General features: G+C 68.0%; 14 protein-coding genes, 1 pseudogene and 2 CRISPR repeat arrays. Of the genes and pseudogenes, 9 read left to right on the top strand and 6 right to left on the bottom strand.

Annotated features, from left to right (window positions below):
• Positions 1 to 351 precede the first annotated feature (351 nt).
• From Ssi02_RS30965 to Ssi02_RS30950, 4 genes are all read left to right on the top strand, one after another.
• Positions 352 to 498 carry a helix-turn-helix domain-containing protein gene (locus Ssi02_RS30965; RefSeq protein WP_204031119.1) on the top strand — a complete coding sequence of 49 codons (147 nt, stop codon included), beginning with the start codon at positions 352 to 354 and terminating at the stop codon, positions 496 to 498.
• Between the two features lie 7 nt (positions 499 to 505).
• On the top strand, positions 506 to 2,005 hold the full coding sequence (locus Ssi02_RS30960) for an ATP-binding protein (protein ID WP_204031118.1): 1,500 nt from the start codon (positions 506 to 508) through the stop codon (positions 2,003 to 2,005).
• Complete coding sequence (locus Ssi02_RS30955; protein ID WP_204031117.1) at positions 2,002 to 2,496, top strand: hypothetical protein; 495 nt, start codon at positions 2,002 to 2,004, stop codon at positions 2,494 to 2,496. The genes Ssi02_RS30960 and Ssi02_RS30955 overlap by 4 nt, the downstream gene beginning before the upstream one ends.
• Positions 2,497 to 2,595: 99 nt before the next feature.
• Entirely contained in the window at positions 2,596 to 2,742 is a 147-nt protein-coding gene (locus Ssi02_RS30950) for a hypothetical protein (protein ID WP_204031116.1), read from the top strand.
• Positions 2,743 to 2,845: 103 nt separating this feature from the next.
• On the opposite strand, the gene Ssi02_RS30945 is transcribed toward Ssi02_RS30950, so the two are convergent.
• A complete protein-coding gene (locus Ssi02_RS30945) occupies positions 2,846 to 3,814 on the bottom strand; it encodes a helix-turn-helix transcriptional regulator (protein ID WP_204031115.1) in 969 nt (322 codons plus the stop codon).
• A gap of 63 nt (positions 3,815 to 3,877) precedes the next feature.
• Between Ssi02_RS30945 and Ssi02_RS30940 the strand changes: the two genes are divergently transcribed.
• The 3 genes from Ssi02_RS30940 (at position 3,878) to Ssi02_RS30930 (ending at position 6,235) form a co-directional block, all read left to right on the top strand.
• On the top strand, positions 3,878 to 4,264 hold the full coding sequence (locus Ssi02_RS30940; protein ID WP_204031114.1) for a VOC family protein: 387 nt from the start codon (positions 3,878 to 3,880) through the stop codon (positions 4,262 to 4,264).
• Between the two features lie 250 nt (positions 4,265 to 4,514).
• The gene (locus tag Ssi02_RS30935; RefSeq protein WP_204031113.1) at positions 4,515 to 5,549 is read left to right on the top strand and encodes a helix-turn-helix transcriptional regulator; all 1,035 of its coding nucleotides are present in this window, start codon (positions 4,515 to 4,517) and stop codon (positions 5,547 to 5,549) included.
• Complete coding sequence (locus tag Ssi02_RS30930) at positions 5,486 to 6,235, top strand: SDR family oxidoreductase (RefSeq protein WP_204031112.1); 750 nt, start codon at positions 5,486 to 5,488, stop codon at positions 6,233 to 6,235. Before Ssi02_RS30935 ends, Ssi02_RS30930 begins: the two co-directional genes overlap by 64 nt.
• Positions 6,236 to 7,075: 840 nt before the next feature.
• Here Ssi02_RS30930 and Ssi02_RS39000 read toward each other — a convergent pair.
• A pseudogene (locus Ssi02_RS39000) lies at positions 7,076 to 7,748 on the bottom strand (transposase).
• Positions 7,749 to 8,204: 456 nt separating this feature from the next.
• Here Ssi02_RS39000 and Ssi02_RS30915 point away from each other — a divergent pair.
• Positions 8,205 to 8,732: a hypothetical protein gene (locus Ssi02_RS30915; RefSeq protein ID WP_204031109.1), complete on the top strand. Its 528-nt coding sequence runs from the start codon at positions 8,205 to 8,207 to the stop codon at positions 8,730 to 8,732.
• 116 nt (positions 8,733 to 8,848) lie between these two features.
• Positions 8,849 to 9,319 carry a hypothetical protein gene (locus Ssi02_RS30910; protein WP_204031108.1) on the top strand — a complete coding sequence of 157 codons (471 nt, stop codon included), beginning with the start codon at positions 8,849 to 8,851 and terminating at the stop codon, positions 9,317 to 9,319.
• A gap of 986 nt (positions 9,320 to 10,305) precedes the next feature.
• Here Ssi02_RS30910 and Ssi02_RS30905 read toward each other — a convergent pair.
• The 4 genes from Ssi02_RS30905 to Ssi02_RS30885 form a co-directional block, all read right to left on the bottom strand.
• Positions 10,306 to 11,820, bottom strand: coding sequence for an ISL3 family transposase (locus Ssi02_RS30905; protein WP_204031107.1), 1,515 nt, complete (start codon positions 11,818 to 11,820; stop codon positions 10,306 to 10,308).
• A gap of 103 nt (positions 11,821 to 11,923) precedes the next feature.
• Positions 11,924 to 12,748, bottom strand: a complete 825-nt coding sequence (locus Ssi02_RS30895; protein ID WP_204031105.1) for a hypothetical protein — start codon at positions 12,746 to 12,748, stop codon at positions 11,924 to 11,926.
• A 109-nt stretch (positions 12,749 to 12,857) separates the two neighbouring features.
• Positions 12,858 to 14,660, bottom strand: coding sequence for a reverse transcriptase/maturase family protein (locus tag Ssi02_RS30890; RefSeq protein ID WP_204031104.1), 1,803 nt, complete (start codon positions 14,658 to 14,660; stop codon positions 12,858 to 12,860).
• Between the two features lie 208 nt (positions 14,661 to 14,868).
• A complete protein-coding gene (locus tag Ssi02_RS30885; protein WP_204031103.1) occupies positions 14,869 to 15,894 on the bottom strand; it encodes an ISL3 family transposase in 1,026 nt (341 codons plus the stop codon).
• A 109-nt stretch (positions 15,895 to 16,003) separates the two neighbouring features.
• Positions 16,004 to 16,519: direct repeats of the CRISPR family, unit length 29 nt; unit sequence CGGCTCACCCCCACGTGCGTGGGGAGGAC.
• 81 nt (positions 16,520 to 16,600) lie between these two features.
• Positions 16,601 to 17,606: direct repeats of the CRISPR family, unit length 29 nt; unit sequence CGGCTCACCCCCACGTGCGTGGGGAGGAC.
• Between the last annotated feature and the right edge of the window lie 6 nt (positions 17,607 to 17,612).

Below are 17,612 nucleotides of genomic sequence, written 5' to 3'. Positions count from 1 at the left end.
CCTTCGCGTCCCCCCGCCGGCGGCAGTGTTCAGCTTTTCGTCTATCGGCCGATGGCGCCATGTCGGTGACAGCGCACGCTGCGGCGCTTGATTTGTGGGAAAGCAACCAGAAACCCGTTAAGGGGGTCGGCATCGATGGGGGAATCGGGGCTTGACGAACGGCCTTCAGGGTGGTTTGGCCACGCTAGCGCCTTTACATTGTAGATCAGGAAATGACTTCGACGGTGCGACCGCCGGCCCGACGGTCACACAACCATGACATGGCGTGGACGAATCGGGGACACTGCGGGCCGACAGTGGAAGGGTTGACCGTCGGGCGAGGTACAGGGGCGTGCGGTGAGATTCGGCGGCGTGTCGCGAGTGTTCTTGATCGAGGAAGACCCGGCCGTGCCCCGGCATGGATACCGGGTGGTCGCGGTGGAGATCGAGGACGACCCGGCGGTCCCCATCTGCGTGCGGACGGTTCGCGGGTTCGGATACCGCTTCGGGCCGGTGTGAGCCGCCGGTGACACCTCGGCCGAGCCTGGGGCTGCGTGCCCGGCTGCTGTTCGCGTTCGCACTGCTGTGCGTGGTCACCGCGGCGGCGGTGGCCGGCGGGATGTACGTCCAGGCCCGCAGAGCCATCCTGCAGCGGGCACAGGATGCCGCGGTGCTGACGCTGACAAGCCGCCTGCAGGCGCTCTATCCATTGCGGAGCGCGGCACCGGACCAGGAAGAGCTCGGCAGGATCGCCGGCGCTGTGGCCGACGGGAACAGCTCCGGGGTCGTCCTCTACCACGGCGCGTACGCACAGGTCGCCCCGGCGCCGGGCCCGCCGCCAGGGCCTTTGGCGGCGGAGCGCGGGAGGCCGGCGGGGAACATGCAGGTCCTGGATCGCGGGATGATTCCAGCGGAGTTGCGGCGGGAGGTGGCCGGCGGCGAACTCGCGTGGCAGCGGGTGATGTGGCAGGGCGGGCCCTTCCTGATCATCGGCACGCCCTTGCTGATCGCCGAGCGGGACCAGGCGACGCGGGTGTCCGGCATCGAGGTCTACGTCGCACGCAGTCTGCGTCCCGAAGAGAAGAGCATCGACGAACTCGCCGCATACGCCTGGGGAACCGGCGGGGCGAGCCTGGCGTTCGCCGTCGTCCTGGCGTTGCTGGCCACCCGCGGCGTGCTGCGCCCGGTGCGCGAGCTGGGCCGGGCTGCACGCCTGCTGGGCGAGGGCGAGCTGCGGGCCAGGATCTCGGTCCGCGGCTCCGACGAGCTGGCCGACGTGGCGCGCACCTTCAACAACACCGCCGCGGAGCTGGAACGGCATGTCCAGCAGCTCCGCGAGATGGAGGCCGACGCCCGCCGCTTCGTAGCCGACGTGTCTCACGAGTTGCGCACCCCGCTGGCCGCACTCGCCGCGGTCGCCGACATCCTGGACGAGGAGGCGGGCCGGCTGCCCGAGCAGGCCGGCAAGGCCGCCGGGCTGGTCAGCCAGGAGACGCTCAACCTCACCCGCCTGGTGAACGACCTCATCGAGATCAGCAGGTTCGACTCCGGTGTCGCGGCCCTCGTGCTGAACGAGCTCGACGTGGCCGAGCTGGTGCGCGCGACCCTGCATACCCGGGGCTGGTCGGACACGGTGCACACCGACCTTCCCCCCGGGGTGACGGCACGGCTGGACCCGCGCCGAGTGGACGTCATCCTCGCGAACCTCGTCGGCAACGCCCTGCGGCACGGCGAGCCCCCGGTGTCGGTAGTGCTTTCCTCCGGCCCGAATCGGATCACTGTCGAGGTCCGCGACCACGGACCGGGGGTGAAGGAAGAGGTGCTGCCGCACGTGTTCGACCGGTTCTACAAGGCCAGCGCGGCCAGGGCCAGGTCCGAGGGCAGCGGCCTCGGCCTCGCCATCGCGCGGGAGAACGCGCGCCTGCACCAAGGCGACCTCACCGTCACCAACGCCCCGGACGGCGGCGCCGTGTTCACACTGTGCCTGCCATGCCGGGCACACGATCCGGACGAAGGCCCCGAGTGAGGGCCGGGCTCGCCCGCCGCGTCCTCGCTGCGGGCCTCCTGTCGCTCGTCGCCGTGGCCGGCTGCGGCGTACGGCCCAGCGTCGTCATCACGGGCGGCGACCCGCCGAGCGGAGCCGTCGTGGCGACCTCGAAGGTCACGCTTTACCTGCTGAAGAACGGCCGGCTCAGCGCGGTGACGCGGCCGACCGGTGGCCGGCCGTGGTTCCGGGCGGACATGCTCGCGGCGCTGGCGGCAGGACCCAGCGTGATGGAACAGGCGCACGGATTCACCAGCGAGGTCCCGCCAGAAGCCGGCCCGTTCTCGGTGACGGTCAAGCCCGCCGGCCACCTGGTGGTGACCCCGTCCACTCCTGCCGGCGAACTGTCCCCACTGGCCCTCGATCAGATCGCGTGCACGGCCGCCGCCACCTCGCCGGAGACCACTACCCGGGTCACCGTGGCCGGTAGCGGGAAGGGCATCGACCCTCGGAACTGCCCGGGGGAACGGTAGCGACCCGTCCCCTGCTTTGGACGGATCGCCGTGCTCTTAGGGAGCGGCCGGGTCCCGCCCGGCGCTCGGCCCGCCCCTGATTGGCCGGGGGCGGGTGGCGTGGACACAGCCGGCGGCTCCAGCCGCGACACCTGGCGCAACGCCTCGGCGAACTCCGCCTGGGACAGCACCACCAGTCGCACCGCCGGCCAGCTCCTCGCCCGGCGCCAGCCAAGCGCGGCGTGCTGGAGCAGCGAGCCCAGGTAGCCGCCGAGGGCCGGGTCAGGCCCAGGCTCCCGCCGTACTCGCCGCCCCCTCGCCTGGCGACAGCCCAGCGCGGCGATGGTGGCAGGAAACTTCGGCGCAATGCCTACTGCGAGGACCGGTCGCCCCCATTCTCCTCGAACAGTTCCCGGGTACGGCGCAGCAGAGCCTCCCGGACATCGTCGGGGGACAGGACCCGCAACGGGGTGCCCAAACCGAGGAGATACCGGGCCAGCTCGTCGGCGTCGTTGGCGCCGATCTCGACGATGGTGGCATCGGGCCCGTCCGGGTAATGGGTGCCGATCGTCGGCGGAACCAGCCGGAGGGCCTGGTCCATAGGGTGCGGGAGCCGGACTCTCCCGTAGAGGGGGTACACGACGCCGGCGATGCCCCGGGAGACCAGGACGGCCGGATCGGGCGGGTCGACCAGTTCGACCGGCCGCCCGACCGGCCGCAGCCGCACCACCCGATCGGCCCGGAACGTCCGCCACTGGTCCCGGGCCACGTCCCGGGCGACGAAATACCAGCGCAGACCCGTGTGCACCAGCCGGTACGGATCGACCTCCCGAACACTCTCCTTCCCCGCGTGATCGCGGTAGGACAGGCGGGCGCGCTCACCGCGGCGGCAGGCGGCGGCCAGCTCCAGCAGCAGCCCGGAGCGGATCCGGTGCCCCCCGGACCTGGGCGTGTGCACGAAGGTGGCATCCATCTCACCCAGCCGGTCCGCGATCCGGGGCGGCAGGACCTGCCGCAGCTTCAGCAGCGCCGACACCGCCGCCGGGTCGCTGCCCAGGACGCCGCTCAGCGCGGCCTCACGGAGTGCGACGGCCACGGCGAACGCCTCCTCGTCGTCCAGGACCAGCGGCGGCACCCGGGTGCCGCCGCCGAGGCGGTAGCCGCCCCAGGGCCCGGGGTCGGACTCGACGTTGTAGCCGAGCTCCCGCAGCCGGGCGACGTCCCGCCGCACCGTGCGCCCGGTGACCCCCATCCGCTCGGCCAGCTCGCCGCAGGTCCAGGCCGGCCGTGCGGACAGCAGCGAGACCAGTCGCAGCAGGCGGGCAGAAGTTCCGATCACACCCTGAAGTGTTCCTCATGACCAGGACCGGATCTGTCCTGGTGCCGTCCTAATGTCCCTCCCGTGAGCACTGAAACCACGATCGCACCGGCGATCCGTCTGCTGTCGGTCGACTTCGACTGCCCCGACCCCGCCGAGCTGGCCCGTTTCTACGGCGAGGCTCTCGGCCTGCCCGTCGTCTACTCCAGCGACGACTTCGTCCTGCTCGGCCGGGAGGGTTCACCGGGACTGGGTTTCATCCGGGTCGCCGGCTACCGGCCTCCGACCTGGCCGGACCCTTCCCAGGGGAAGCAGGCGCACATGGAGCTGGGAGTCGACGACCTGGAGGCGGCTCAGGCACGGATGCTGGCCCTGGGCGCGGTGGAGCCCCCGGTCCAGCCACATCCCGAGCAGCGAAGGGTCTTGCTGGACCCCGCCGGCCACCCCTTCTGCCTCTCCACGGAGGGCTGAGGCCTACCGGACCCGGCCGGACAGCCGCGCCGCGCGGGCGGCACGGCCGCCAGCGGAACGCGGACGCCCGGTGCTCGCGCGGGCTCCGGGACCGCCCCGTCCGCAGTCCCGTGCTCCCGGCTCGAATCCTCCGGCGACGGGCACCGCCGGCACCGGCCGCCGACGCGGTGGCGTGATCATTCAAGACACACCCTTGCCAACCGCCCTAACGTGTCCGGAAGACGCGGCGACGACAGAAGGGGCGCTGGGCATGGACGAGTTCGCGAGCGCCAGACTGGTGGCGCTGGTGCAGCGGGCGCTGGCCGATGAGGGGATCCAGGTCATCGCGCCGAGGAGCGGCGGGGCGCTGCTGCCGCTCGAGGCGAAGCGGCGGTTCCTGAGGGATGTGGCGCGAGATCACGGGCTGCTGCCGCTGCTGCGGGCCGGCTCGCTGATACCGGCCAACCCGTCCGACCCGGCCGTGTCCGCGCTGCTGAGCGCGGCCGGCCCGGAGGACCTGTTCGCGCGGTGGCAGCGGCTGGAGCGGTTCACCCACTCACGGCACCGGGTGGTGGTGCGGGAATCCGGTACGGGACATCTCGTCGCCGAGCACCTGGGCCCGCCCTCGGAACCGCCAGAACCCGCCGAGGACGCCCTGGTTCTCGGCGTATTAACCGCGCTGCTCCCGCTGACCGGCGCACGGGACGTCACCGTCGGCGCCGGGCACGGGGAGCCGCTCACCGTGTTCGCCGACGGCGCCGTCACGGCGGCACCCCCCGGTCACGGCAGCGGGCTCTGGCGGTTCACCTGGTCCGGCACCGCACCACCCGTACACCCGCGCACGGCGGAATCCGGTACGGACGCGGTGGCGCGCACCCGGGAACTGCTCGGCGCCGATCTAGCCCGGCGCTGGACCCTCCCCGGTCTCGCCGCAGAACTGGGCCTGCCGGCGCGGAGCCTCCAGCGGCGGCTGGCGGGCGCGGGCGGCTTCAGCGGACTCCTCGGCGACCTGCGCACGGAGGCCGCCGCGGCACTGCTCCTGCGGAGCGCCCACAGCATCGGCGTCATCGGATTCGCCTGCGGTTACGCGGACCAGCCGCACTTCACCCGCCACTTCGGTCTCCGCACCGCGATGACCCCGGCAGCCTACAGATTGGCGTTCCAGCGGCCCGGCCTGGACAAGGCGCCCGACACGGATGAGCGGGCGGCCCGTACCCATAAACCATTGGAAAGAAGGAGCACATGGAACTCACCGGCGCAACAGTGCTCGTCACCGGCGGAGCCCGCGGCATCGGCCGGGAGATGACCCGGCTACTGGTCGGGCTCGGCGCGCATGTGGTGGCCGTGGGCCGCGCGCCCGGCCCGCTCGCGGCCCTCCGGCTCGAGTACGGTGACCGGGTGTCCACCGAGGCCGTCGATCTCTCCGACCCGGACGCCGTCGACGCCTTCGGCGACGAACTGCCCGGCCGCCACCCCGGACTCTCGGTCGTCATCAACAACGCCGGAGTGCAGAACCTCTGCGATTTCCTCACCGCCGACGCGCGCGACTCACGACCGGCGCTCCGGCGGGAGCTGGCGGTCAACCTGGACGCCGTCATCTCCCTCTCCACCGGGCTGCTCCCCCACCTCAGCAGCCACTCCTCGGCCGCGATCGTGAACATCACCAGCGGACTGGCCATCGTTCCCAAGGCCTCGGCACCGGTGTACTGCGCGGCCAAGTCGGCGGTCCGGACCTTCACCCGGTCACTGCGCTACCAGTGTGAGGACGGCGCGCCGCACATCCGCGTGATCGACGCTGTTCTCCCGCTCGTCGACACCGAAATGACGCGTGGCCGGGGCCAGGGCAAGATCAGCCCGGCACAGGCGGCGCAGGCGGTAATCGACGGCATCCGCCGGGACCGCGCGGAGATCTACATCGGCAAGGCACGCCTCCTGCCGTTCCTGATGCGCCTCTCACCGACGCTGGGATACCGGGCCCTGCGCAACGGCTGAGCCCCCGGCCCCGCTTCCGGGGAAGCCGCCTCCACTCGCACGGCGGAGGGGATCTCTCTCATCCTCGGACATCGATCCGCTGATCACAGCCTGATCGCAGATCCAGCGTTCGCCCCATGACGCAGAAAGGCTCCGGCCGACCGGGTTGATCACCGCAACCCCACCGTCAACCGCCACATGGGGCGGGCGTGTTTCTGGACGCCGACTCAGGCTGACGGAGTGGACCGGGCCAAGGAGTCCTCCCCACGCACGTCGGGGTGAGCCGTCCCCGGCCAAGGAGCTTGAGAAGGCACCCGGTCCTCCCCACACACGTGGGGGTGAGCCGATGCAGGTGCCGGGCGGTCTCGCTCTGGTGACTTTTCCCCACACACGGGGGGGTGAGGCGTAGGCATTCAGTCCCAGTCAGATGTGGGCATGTGATCCCATCGTGTCCCCTCGGTAGGAAGCCAAAGTGCCCACACGGCTTCGCCCGGACAGCCGACCGCGGCTTCGAACTCGAACTCGCCTGAGGGAAGCAGCCTCATCGCATGCGCCGAGGCGATGCCCGCAGCCTGCAGAATGCCATCGAGAGTGTCCAAGAAGCCCTCCAAAAGGCGATCGCAACCGCAACCTGAAACACTCGACGGCCGGGCCCGATCCGGGATACGGCCATCGACTGGTGCTGGTCGAAAGGGCCGAACTGGACTCCACTCGTATCAGCATCCCGGATGCGGTCGATGCCGTAACAGCGCGCCGACCAGCGGAATGGCCGTCAAAAGGTGGTCCGCGAACGTGGCCGGCGACGGAGCTCAACGGTCCGCTTCTTTTCAGCCCGGCTCCTGGCGCTGTGGCCAGGTCTGGTCATCGTCCCTTGTGCCGCCCGCCTCTGCTCCGCGACACGTCTCGGCGCGCGCGGGCCACACGCCCCATTCGGGGTGTTATCGAGCTAATGCGTTGTGTGATCTTGCTGGTGATCGATGATGCGGACATGCGCGGGAAAGTGCTGCTGTGGGGCGGGACCTGGGTCGCGGTGGCGGCTCTGACGGGACTGGGCCTGTACTTCGCGAAAGTGGGACTGGCCCAGGCCGACCAGCTGGCCAGCGTGATTGGGCTGTTCATCGCAGCAGCCGGCCTCGGCGCGGCGCTGTTCTCGATCCGTCCGGCGGTGCCGGTGTACCGGCGCTGCACCCCGACCGTGCCGGTGCCCTTCTTCACATCGCCTGTCTCGTCGACCACCAGCACGGCACCGCCTCTCCCAGATGCTCGACGACGAAGTCCCGCAGGTCGTCGCGCACGCCGTCGGTGTCCCAGCTCGCCCGCGACAGCGGGTGCCGCATTCCGCCGGGGGAGCTGTCGCCGGCATGTCCGGCGAGGGTCCAGCAGTTCTTGCGGGGGAGTTCGGCCCGCATGGCCTCCACCAGGGTGCGGGCCGCCGCCGGGTCTCCACCCGTGCGAAGCGGCCGGCGATCCGTCCCATCAGGTCATCGGTCAGCGCACGCCATCGCGCGCGTACTAGGCTGTGGCCGACGGCCATCGCCTGATCTTCTTTTGTCCTCACAAACAAGGATGATCAACGGTGGCCGTCCTCGTTTTCCCCAGTTCAGGCGGTCAGCAACGATCTACAGCTGGAGTACTAAGCCTCTGGGGCAGCCAGCACATCTCTGGGCGGCCAGACCAAGAAACATCGTAGGGCCGTGTGCTTCCTCTCCTTGTTCTTCAAGATCTGTGGATTCGCTGCTCCCCCAGGTTGTCCCGTCGGCCCGCACTCCGCGACTCGCCTCGATCCGGGGAGCTGATTGCTTCTGCAGGTGGGATCGGTCCCAAGCCGTGGGATTCCCCCGCCGCCCCGCACGAAGATCAGAACAGGCTGGATTGGAGGTGGAAAAGTGGACTCGAGTGCGGCGCCGGGGTTGCGGGCAGAAAGGGGCGACCGGGAGGTCGATCTCGGATAATCTCAACCTCATTGATCGTCACAACATGGAAAGCTGAAATGCCACATCTGATCGAGCGCATCGCGGACACGGTTCGGATCGCATTTGGATCCTTTTCTCTACTGGATGTGGATGGACCGTCACGATCGCCCGATGCGCTCGATCCGGAGAAGTTGTACTCCCTCACCGACGAGAATGCGATCTGGTTCGTCGCTACCCCGAACATGGCGATCGTACGGAGCCGTGCGGGCTACCATCACACGGCGCGCATAACTTTGGAACTGTGGGATGCCGAGGCTCCGGCCGAGGACGGCCCCGAAGCGGAGATGCGCACTGTCGAATTCTCCAGCAGTTCGGGCAGACTACGTTCCGTAAGCCATCACGGAGATGTCGGGCCGCTGCTGGATCTGAGGGTTCCTGGAGCCTCATGGCTGGTGCGGGGGCATCGCATCGTGAAGCCGGACTCTTTCGCCGGTGATCTCGACGCAGAGGATATCGAAGACGAGGATGAGGACGCCGAGGGGGCCTTGGAAGGATTGGAGGAGTTCCTGTTCCAGTTCTGGCCGGTGAACGCATGTCAGCCATGAGCGCGGAGGACCCCTGGACGGCACGCTCCGCCCGGGGGTCCGTTCACTAGTTGATGCGCCTGCCGCGCACGAAAGGGCGATAACTGGATGCGCCCCATGATTACTGGTGGATGTTAATGAAATACGTGCGAGTAGAGCCACTTCAAGACCTCTTCGGGTATATGCATGATCCCCAACCCTACCTAGAGATCTTGCCTCAGCTCGCCGCGCAAATGCCTCTCGGTGCTGCAGAATACGCCTCAGCTCCCGGACACTACGATTTCGGCAGCACCAAGTGCGTGAAGGACCTGACCTTCGGATGGACGTCGCTCCAGGACGCTTCTGGGGCTCTCTCACTGAAGATCTACTTCGAACCCAACGAATGGAAACACGAAAGCGGGCTGCTGATCGAATACGCCGACGTTCAGAAGTTTCAAATAGAAACCAATCACGCTGATCACTCTCTCAAAAAGATGGGGAGCATGCAGCTGGACGAAGTACTCCCCAGCAGCTACGGCTTGACTCACGAGTTCGCGTTTACTGGGGGCACTCTCATGGTGACCGCCAAAGATCTTGACGCGACTTGGACGGACAAAATACCACGCTAGCCGAGGGGTACTTCGTGATAACAGGAATGGTGCTCCCGCAGCTGCTTTCTGCGGGAGCACCATCATCTGCTCGGAGACAACATCTAGGAATTGACCGGTCGTCGATGTTCGGCGAAGGGTGAACATTGACATAGATGTCAGAGTATGATGCCGAGTCGCCACCGGAAGGCTTCGCAGAACTGATCGGCCTAGTGTGGCGAGATATAGGACGCGCCGCCTCGATGGCTTTTCTTGGATTCGGTGACGAGGTCTCTGTAACCAATCACCTAGAAAAACAGCGGGCTGTCAACGAATTTTCTCTTCACATTCAATTCCCATGGCGACTCGCCAGCTCAACCGAAACGCTAGTCGCTTCTAATGACATGTATTAGCCGAGAGGTGATTCATGGTTTTACTGGGATCCCAGCTTCAACCAAGAGGATTTTGAGTGGGATAGACAAGGGGCAAACTGGTTCGATCATCAGGTCTCGCACATCCGCCCCCTCCTCTCGAGTCAGAATATCGTAACTAGTGTAACCGTCGACCAATCAGGCGACCTCAAATTGGAAATCGCGCCGGATATTCGACTTGTCGCCATGTCGACCACTTCCTTCCCGCTGGAAAACTGGCGACTGATCAAGAACGGGCCAGGGGGATATCACGTCGTAATGTTCGATATCGAATACAGCAGATCACCGTAGACATTGCCCGGGGGCAGTAGATGGCACTTTGCCCCCGGGCTTACAATCTGGGCGCATGAGAGGCTCGGCTCAATCTGGTCGCGCCAGGACACACGGACACCGCTGTCTCCTGCCTGTGCGCAGCATCCCAGTTGGTCGCAGGCCAGTACGCCAGGTTGTCCTGCTCACGAACAGCCCTCATGCTGGTACTTGCTGCAGCCAGTCCTGGTCTGACTGCCTGAGGTCACCCAGCGAGAGCGGGCGTGTCCGTGGCCATGTAAAAGTGGCTCTGGCGCAAAGCCTGTGACGCTGCCACGCTCCGTGCTGTCAGAAAGGGCTGCAGAGGATGACCTTGCGTTGAAGGTCGAAGCCGGCACGTCCGTAGCGGGCGCGTTTGAGGGCCTTGATCCTGGTCACGTTGCCCTCGACCGCGCCGGAGGAATGCGGCAGAGTCAGGCCGTTCAGGACAGCGTCCCGATCTCGCTCGACGCCTCGGGCAAATGAGTGCAGCTGGGGAATATCGTCTGCGAGGACAGCCGCCAACCATGGCTTGAGGCCTGCTGCCCCGGTGCGTTCGGTGAGCATGCGGGCGAAACCGGTCACATGTCCGGAAAGGCGAGCCAGTCGGGCGCTGCGCGACAGGATTGCCTTGAGGGTGACCTTGATCTCTTCCGCGAGCCGCTCCGGATGGCCGGTGATCCAGGTGGAGACCTCGCGGACGGTCGGCGGCGGTGGAGGCGGCGGCACGCGCGCGGCCAGTCCGGCACGCAGCGGCTCCAGGTAGCGGCGGACGGTGCGGCGGCTCCCGCCAAACCCGTGGGCCTGCAGCTCCGCGAACAGCCGGGCGGCATTCGCCTCCCCGTCGTGAACGACGCGCCGGTGCAGGTAGGAGACATAGTGCTCGAAGGCGCGGCTGCGGCTGCGGCGGCCGTTGACGAGCTCTTCGGCCGTGGCGGCGTCACGATACTTGCGGATGGTCTTGCGATCCAAGCCGAGTCGCTGAGCGATGGCGGCGACGGTCATCCCCCGGCGGGTCGGTTCGTGGACGGCGGCATGGCGTTCCCTGGTCCGGGCTGCCGTGATCGGGCCGGGTTCTCCAGACGGAGCCGCAGCGGGCGGAGCGCCGGTCGGCAAAGGGCGGACCACCTCGCCCGGATTGAGTGGTTCGCGCAGGTCGGCGCGGTGAGCGCGGACGACCTTCTCCACCGCCCGGCACAGGTTGTTCCACAAATGCCACCGATCGGCCACCTGGGTTGCCTGCGGTGCTCCGGCGCCTGCGGCCTCGGCGAAGGCGCCGGCCCTGTCCCGGCAGATGACCTCGATCCCGGGATGCCGGCGGAGCCAGGCGGTGACGGTGGCGGTGCCGCAGCCGTCCAGCACGTCGATGGGCCGCCTGGTGGCCATGTCGACCAGCAGGGTGGCATGGCTGTGTCCCTTGCGCTTGGCCCACTCGTCGATCCCGAGCACGGTCACCGGCTCGGTGACCGGGTCGGGCAGCGCCCGGATGAGCCGGATGAGCGTGTCTCGGCAGACGGGGATGCCGAGCATGCCGGCCAGCCGGGAGGCGGCCCGCCCGGCCACGGCGAGGGAAAGCAGCTCCAGCATGCGCCGCAGCGGTGCGGTGGTGCGGGCGTGCCGCCCGGCCGGCGGGTCGATCGGCTCGGTGAAGGTGCGTCTGCGGCATGCGGCGTTGTCGCATTTCAGCCGGCGTGTGGTGACCGCGATCAGCATCGGGCGGCCTCCGGCGGGCAGGTCCTTGTGAACGATCTCGTTTTTGGGCTCTGGATCAATCTCCGGGATGCCGTGACGGACGGTGATCGCGAAGTTCAGTTCAGCAGGCACATTTTCCTCAGCAGGTCGAAGTTTGCCCGACCGAACATGATCCGCTTGAGGTGCTTGATCTTGCAGATTCGTCCCTCGACGGGGCCACTGCTGTAGGGGAGGGTCAGACCGGCCAGGACGGCATCGTGATCGCGTTGCAGACCGCAGGCGAAGGAATGCAGGGCGGGAGCGGATCGGCACGAACGCCGCTGAGCCACTCGGCGAGGTGCCGGCCTTGGCGTTTGGACATCATGACGGCGAAGGCGCGGACGTGGGCGGTGGTGGCGGCCAGTTCCGGGCTGCGGCCCAGGATCCGGGCCAGGAGTTTGGTTTCGTCACCGGTCAAACGGTCGGGCTGAGTCATGATCCAGCGGACGACCATGCGGGGTTTCGGCGGAGGCGACGCCGCCGGGGCCGCGGTGCGCGGTGAAGGCCCGGCCTTCCGGGCGCGACCGTCCGCGGTACGAAACTGGCGGAGGTATCGGCGGACGACTTGGACGTCACCCTGCCAACCTCGGATCTGAAGCTCGGCGTGCAGGGCGGCGGCATTCTCGATCCCCTCGCGCCAGCGCTGATTGAGGTAGGCCTTGAACGGGTCGAGGGTGCCGGCCCGGTTGGTGGCCTTGGCCAGCACCTGTTCGATGCCGGTGGCGCGGGCGAAGCGCCGGACGGTGTCGGGCGCCAAGCCGAGGCGGCGGCCGATCTCCGCCCGCGAGCATCCTTCGGCGAGCAGCGTCTGCACTGCCGCGTATCGCTCCCGATGCCGGACGACCAGCCGACGCTCGCGACCGTAGACGTCGCGAAACCCATCGGGCACCAGGGGCGGCGTCGGCATGTCGATGATCTGGTCGGCCACGGTCTGCTCCGATGATGACGCCTCCTCCTCCAAGGCCGCGTCGGGTTCGGGCTCGCGCAGAGCGGGGCGGTGGGCGATGACCGTCTTCTCCACCGCTTGCCCCAGGCTGTGCCAGAGGGCACCGGTAGGCCACTGGCGAGGTGCCCGCGCGGAGCGCGGGTCCTTTTCCAGTGGCCTCCGGCCCGAACCCGATGTGCGGCTTTCACCGCGGCGGGCTCTCCAGTGAATACTGCGTGAGCTGCGGCGATGTCCCGTTGTGGATGGTGTCGTGGCAGCTCCGGCAGACCACGAGGGTCTTGCGCCGTTGCCTGGCCATGAGTTCCGCCCACGCGGTTTGCGGCCGTCCCGGCCGGTGGAGGTCGGCGAGGCGTCGGACGTGGTGCATCGTGATGCCGTCGTCGTCCTTGCAGATCTCGCACCGGTTCGCCAGAAGCCGGGTGACCAGCTCCTTATGACGAATGATGCCGGGGACCAGAACACGGTCGGTGATGACCGTGTCCAGGTTGCGCCGTAGCGGAATTCCTCCGAACCGTGCGACCAGCGGCTTCCTGCCGGTGCGTTCGATCCTGGCCTCGAAGCACTTGCGCGGCCCGTGCGGGGTATCGATGACGGCCGCGTACTTGCGGGCCATCCTCGTCACCGACGAGCGGTGCTTGTTGGCCAGGCTCATCAGCATCGAGGTCTCCATGACCCAGAGCAGCGGGAACAGGCTACGCAGGTTCCCGGCCAGCAGGTAGTACTGGGCGATGCCTCTCCACTCGGCCCCGTAAGTGCTCACGATGGTGTGGTCGTCCTCGTTGAGCAGCCGCGGCCGGCGCGCGGGTTTTCCGCGCGTGGTGTAGAGGCGTTTCCTGGCCTTGATCACCGATCCTGGCACCCGGAGGCTGACAGTGCCGTTGGCGCTGCGCTTGCCGCCGGTGACCTTCCGGTCGTTGTGAAGCACGGTGATCTCGTAGCCGAGGAAACGCGCCGCCTGGGTGCGGGCGTGCGTGATCAGCGTCTTGTCCTGGGACAGTTCCAGCGCGAGTTCGTCGCGCAGAAACGCCGCCAGGCGCTGTTTGATCTCCTCAGCTTCGGCCTTGGGTCCGGTGAACCCGAGCAGGGTGTCGTCGCAGTACCGGACGTAGCGCAGCCGCCGGTAGCCGGGATCTCGGGGATCCACGCTGGGCATGCCACGCACCTGCCGACGCAGTTCCCGCGCAGTAGCGCGGTCACCACGCCGGTGTGCCCGATCTCGGGCGGCGCGCACCCGTGCGTAGGTGGTGTCCTGCTTGCGGATCCGCCCTCGGGTGTATTCCGGGATGAGGACCGTCTCGACGAAGTCGTCCAGCCGGTGCAGATAGATGTTCGACAAGATCGGCGAAACGACGCCGCCCTGCGGGACCCCGCTGAGCGTCGCGTTCCAGACCCAGTCCTCCAGGTATCCGGCCGTCAGCATGTTCCGCATCAGCCGCAGGAACCGGCCATCGTGGATCTTCTCCGCCAGCGTCGAGAGCATGATCTTGTGATCGAAGCTCCCAAAGCAGTCGGCGACGTCTCCCTCGATGAACCAGGTCGTCCCGGTCCAGGTCTTGGCCACCTCACGTAGTGCGGTGTGGCACCCCCGGCCGGGACGGAAACCGTGGGACCGTTCGGAGAAGGTCGGCTCGTAGTAGGCGTCCAACAGCAGCCGTACCACCTCGCCGACCAGTTTGTCCGACCACGGGGGCAGGCCCAGCGGCCTGGTCTTCCCGTTCTTCTTCAGGATGTGGACCCGCTTGACCGGGCTCCATCGATACCGCTCATGGCGCAGCGCCTCGGTGATCTCGTCGATCTTACGGAGTGACATCCCGTCCACGGTCTCCCTGGTGGCCCCGGGCGTCATCGCCCCCTTGTTGGCGTAGATGCGCCCGTAGGCCAGCAGATACAACTGCGGGTTGAACAACTGCCGATATAACTCGTTCAACGGCAGACCGCGCCTGCCGCGTTCACGCAGGACACCCAGCACCGTTTCGGCACTCTGCATTACGCATACCTCCCAGCTCTGAGGTGTCCGATCACCTGGCCCCCTTCGCCCTGATTCCGGCTCTCCCGGACTCCTCGGGCGGGCGTGACTCCGCCGACTACTACGGGGCCTCCGTCGCCATAGGACTCGCGTCCCGTAGGCGATCCCATGTTCGTCCTGGCCGTACAACAGCGTGACGTAGGCGTCCCACTCATCCCCTTCAATGCCCTCACTGGGCATCGCCCGCGCCCGGAGGTTGCCCTGGCCATTCCACAAAGCCAGAGCAGAGCACGGCGTCGGCTTCGGGCGTCGATTTCCGACGGATGCGACCTTCCATCACTGGGGATTGGGGTTCAGGCAATCCAGCTTTCGCCATATCACGCGGGTTCCACGACGCGCCGTCTCCAACGCCTAAGCACGGCCGCCGCTTCAATGGCATGCTCTTGTCCCCTTCACCTTTCGGATCCAGGTAAGCCATCGAACCCAGAAACCTCCCTCCAGTTCCTCCCAGCTGAGCTGGGGATACAGCCAGGCGCCTCATGGCGCACTGGAACCGGTCGGCGACGTGGATGGCGCCGGGAGCACCGAGCCGAGCGGCTTCGGCATAGGACGCTGAACGGTCGCGGCAGATCACCTCGACGCCGGGGTGGTCGGCCAGCCAGGACCGCACGGTCTCGACAGTGCGGTCGGGCAGCAGATCGACCGGGCGGCGGGTCTCGACATCGACCAGGATCGTGCCGTAGACGTGGCCCTTTCGCAGGGCGAACTCGTCGATCCCCAGCACCCGCGGTGGTCCCGGTGCCGTTTCGGGCAGGGCGCGTATCAGGCGCAGCAGCGTCGATCGGCTGACCGGGATGGCAAAGCCTTCGGTAAGGCGGGAGCCGGCCCGGCCGGCCGGCATCAGCGCGACCTGCCGCAGTGAGGCTTGCAGATGCTCGCTGCGCCGTCCGTGCCGGAACGTCAGCCCTGCGATCTGCTCGACGAACGTGGCCTGTGAACAGGGAGGTTCGCCGCAGCGGAACCGGCGCACCCGTAACTCGATCACGACGCGCCGCCCGCTCACGGCATGGTCGTCGAGTCGGCGCACGTAGTGACTGTGCAGCCGGGCTGAGACGGTCCCGCATCTGGGGCAGGCCGCCTGAGCGCTGGTGGTCGTGGCGCGGATGGTCAGGCGGTTGTCGGTGGTGGTGACGGTGTCGAGCGCGACATCGTCGATGTGGTGGAGCCAGAGGTCATGGAGAAGATCGTCAGCCACGACCGTTCATGATCGCGGTTCTGGTGACGCTCAGTGGCCCTGGCACGGAAAGTGATCCAGAGCCAGTTTTTTTCACGTGTCGTCGACAATGCCCGCGGTGGAATCGGGGTGGCTCACCCCCACGTGCGTGGGGAGGACAGAGCACGCACCGGGATGGAGGCCCTCGCGTACGGCTCACCCCCACGTGCGTGGGGAGGACTCCGACCTGGCCACCACGAGCGCCGCACTCCTCGGCTCACCCCCACGTGCGTGGGGAGGACGCCGACCTGTTCCATAGCTCGGTACCCGATGACGGCTCACCCCCACAAGCGTGGGGAGGACTTTGATCCGAACATGATCGGGGGCCGCGTGCGCGGCTCACCCCCACGTGCGTGGGGAGGACTGATCAGCGCGAGCGCGGGAGGAACCTGCATCGGCTCACCCCCACGTGCGTGGGGAGGACCCTCGCCGCAGCGGACTGGATCCGGGCCGCGGCGGCTCACCCCCACGTGCGTGGGGAGGACGCCGCGGAGAGAGGTAGCGCGTTGCCGGGAAGCGGCTCACCCCCACGTGCGTGGGGAGGACTAGTCGGTGGCAACGTGCGTGATGCGGTAAAGCGGCTCACCCCCACGTGCGTGGGGAGGACCAACAACGCGTAGGTCTGACTGGCTTCCGCCTCGGCTCACCCCCACGTGCGTTTGGCTGCGCAGCGCGCGGGGACGGATCGCTGGCTCACCCCCACGTGCGTGGGGAGGACAGGCGTAGCCGGGCGTCCTCGGCGTCGGCGAACGGCTCACCCCCACGCGCGTGGGGAGGACGTCTGTTGGCCCGAGCTCAGGTTCATGATCTGCGGCTCACCCCCACGTGCGTGGGGAGGACGGCTTATCGACGTCCCCTCCACCGAACCGCATCGGCTCACCCCCACGTGCGTGGGGAGGACGACCCGGCAACGCCGGTCGCGGACACGACGCCCGGCTCACCCCCACGTGCGTGGGGAGGACCGCTGAGCCAGCGGCATGCCCGCGTTGGCGAGCGGCTCACCCCCACGTGCGTGGGGAGGACGTGTCATATCGGTTTGCGGGGTTAACGTCTGGCGGCTCACCCCCACGTGCGTGGGGAGGACGTTGGCGAAGTCCATCACCTGCACGCGGTGGCCAGCTCACCCCCACGTGCGTGGGGAGGACATCTTGTCCAAGACCTCGATCTCGCGTGTGAGAGGCTCACCCCCACGTGCGTGGGGAGGACTTGGCGTGGGTGTCGCCCTTGATGGACGTCACCGGCTCACCCCCACGTGCGTGGGGAGGACCACGACGCCGAGTACGCCCGCTGCACGTGGCGCGGCTCACCCCCACGTGCGGGGGGAGGACTCGCGGTGCGCCTGCTCCAGCATCTGGAACACCGGCTCACCCCCACGTGCGTGGGGAGGACGGAATGAAGGTGGCGTCGTTGTCGGCGTCCCTCGGCTCACCCCCACGTGCGTGGGGAGGACTATGGCCGGCGCCGAGATCGCCGCCGAGGCTCCGGCTCACCCCCACGTGCGTGGGGAGGACGGGGATGACCGGGGCGAGCGGTGGCGCGGGGAGGGCTCACCCCCACGTGCGTGGGGAGGACTGGAGTCCCGGCCCGTGCGCAATGGGCCGGGACGGCTCACCCCCACGTGCGTGGGGAGGACGGCAGCATCTTGTAGCAGCGCCAGGTGCGCTGCGGCTCACCCCCACGTGCGTGGGGAGGACGGGGTT

The organism is Sinosporangium siamense, from assembly GCF_016863435.1.
Taxonomy (GTDB): Bacteria; Actinomycetota; Actinomycetes; order Streptosporangiales; family Streptosporangiaceae; genus Sinosporangium; species Sinosporangium siamense.
This window is presented reverse-complemented; position numbering and strand designations above follow the sequence as displayed.

Bases quoted from the DNA above. Each gene is read 5' to 3' on its own strand.
- Ssi02_RS30910 (WP_204031108.1), top strand. From the start codon at position 8,849: ATGAAATACGTGCGAGTAGAGCCACTTCAAGACCTCTTCGGGTATATG.
- Ssi02_RS30890 (WP_204031104.1), bottom strand. From the start codon at position 14,660: ATGCAGAGTGCCGAAACGGTGCTGGGTGTCCTGCGTGAACGCGGCAGG.
- Ssi02_RS30935 (WP_204031113.1), top strand. From the start codon at position 4,515: ATGGACGAGTTCGCGAGCGCCAGACTGGTGGCGCTGGTGCAGCGGGCG.
- Ssi02_RS30915 (WP_204031109.1), top strand. From the start codon at position 8,205: ATGCCACATCTGATCGAGCGCATCGCGGACACGGTTCGGATCGCATTT.
- Ssi02_RS30930 (WP_204031112.1), top strand. From the start codon at position 5,486: ATGGAACTCACCGGCGCAACAGTGCTCGTCACCGGCGGAGCCCGCGGC.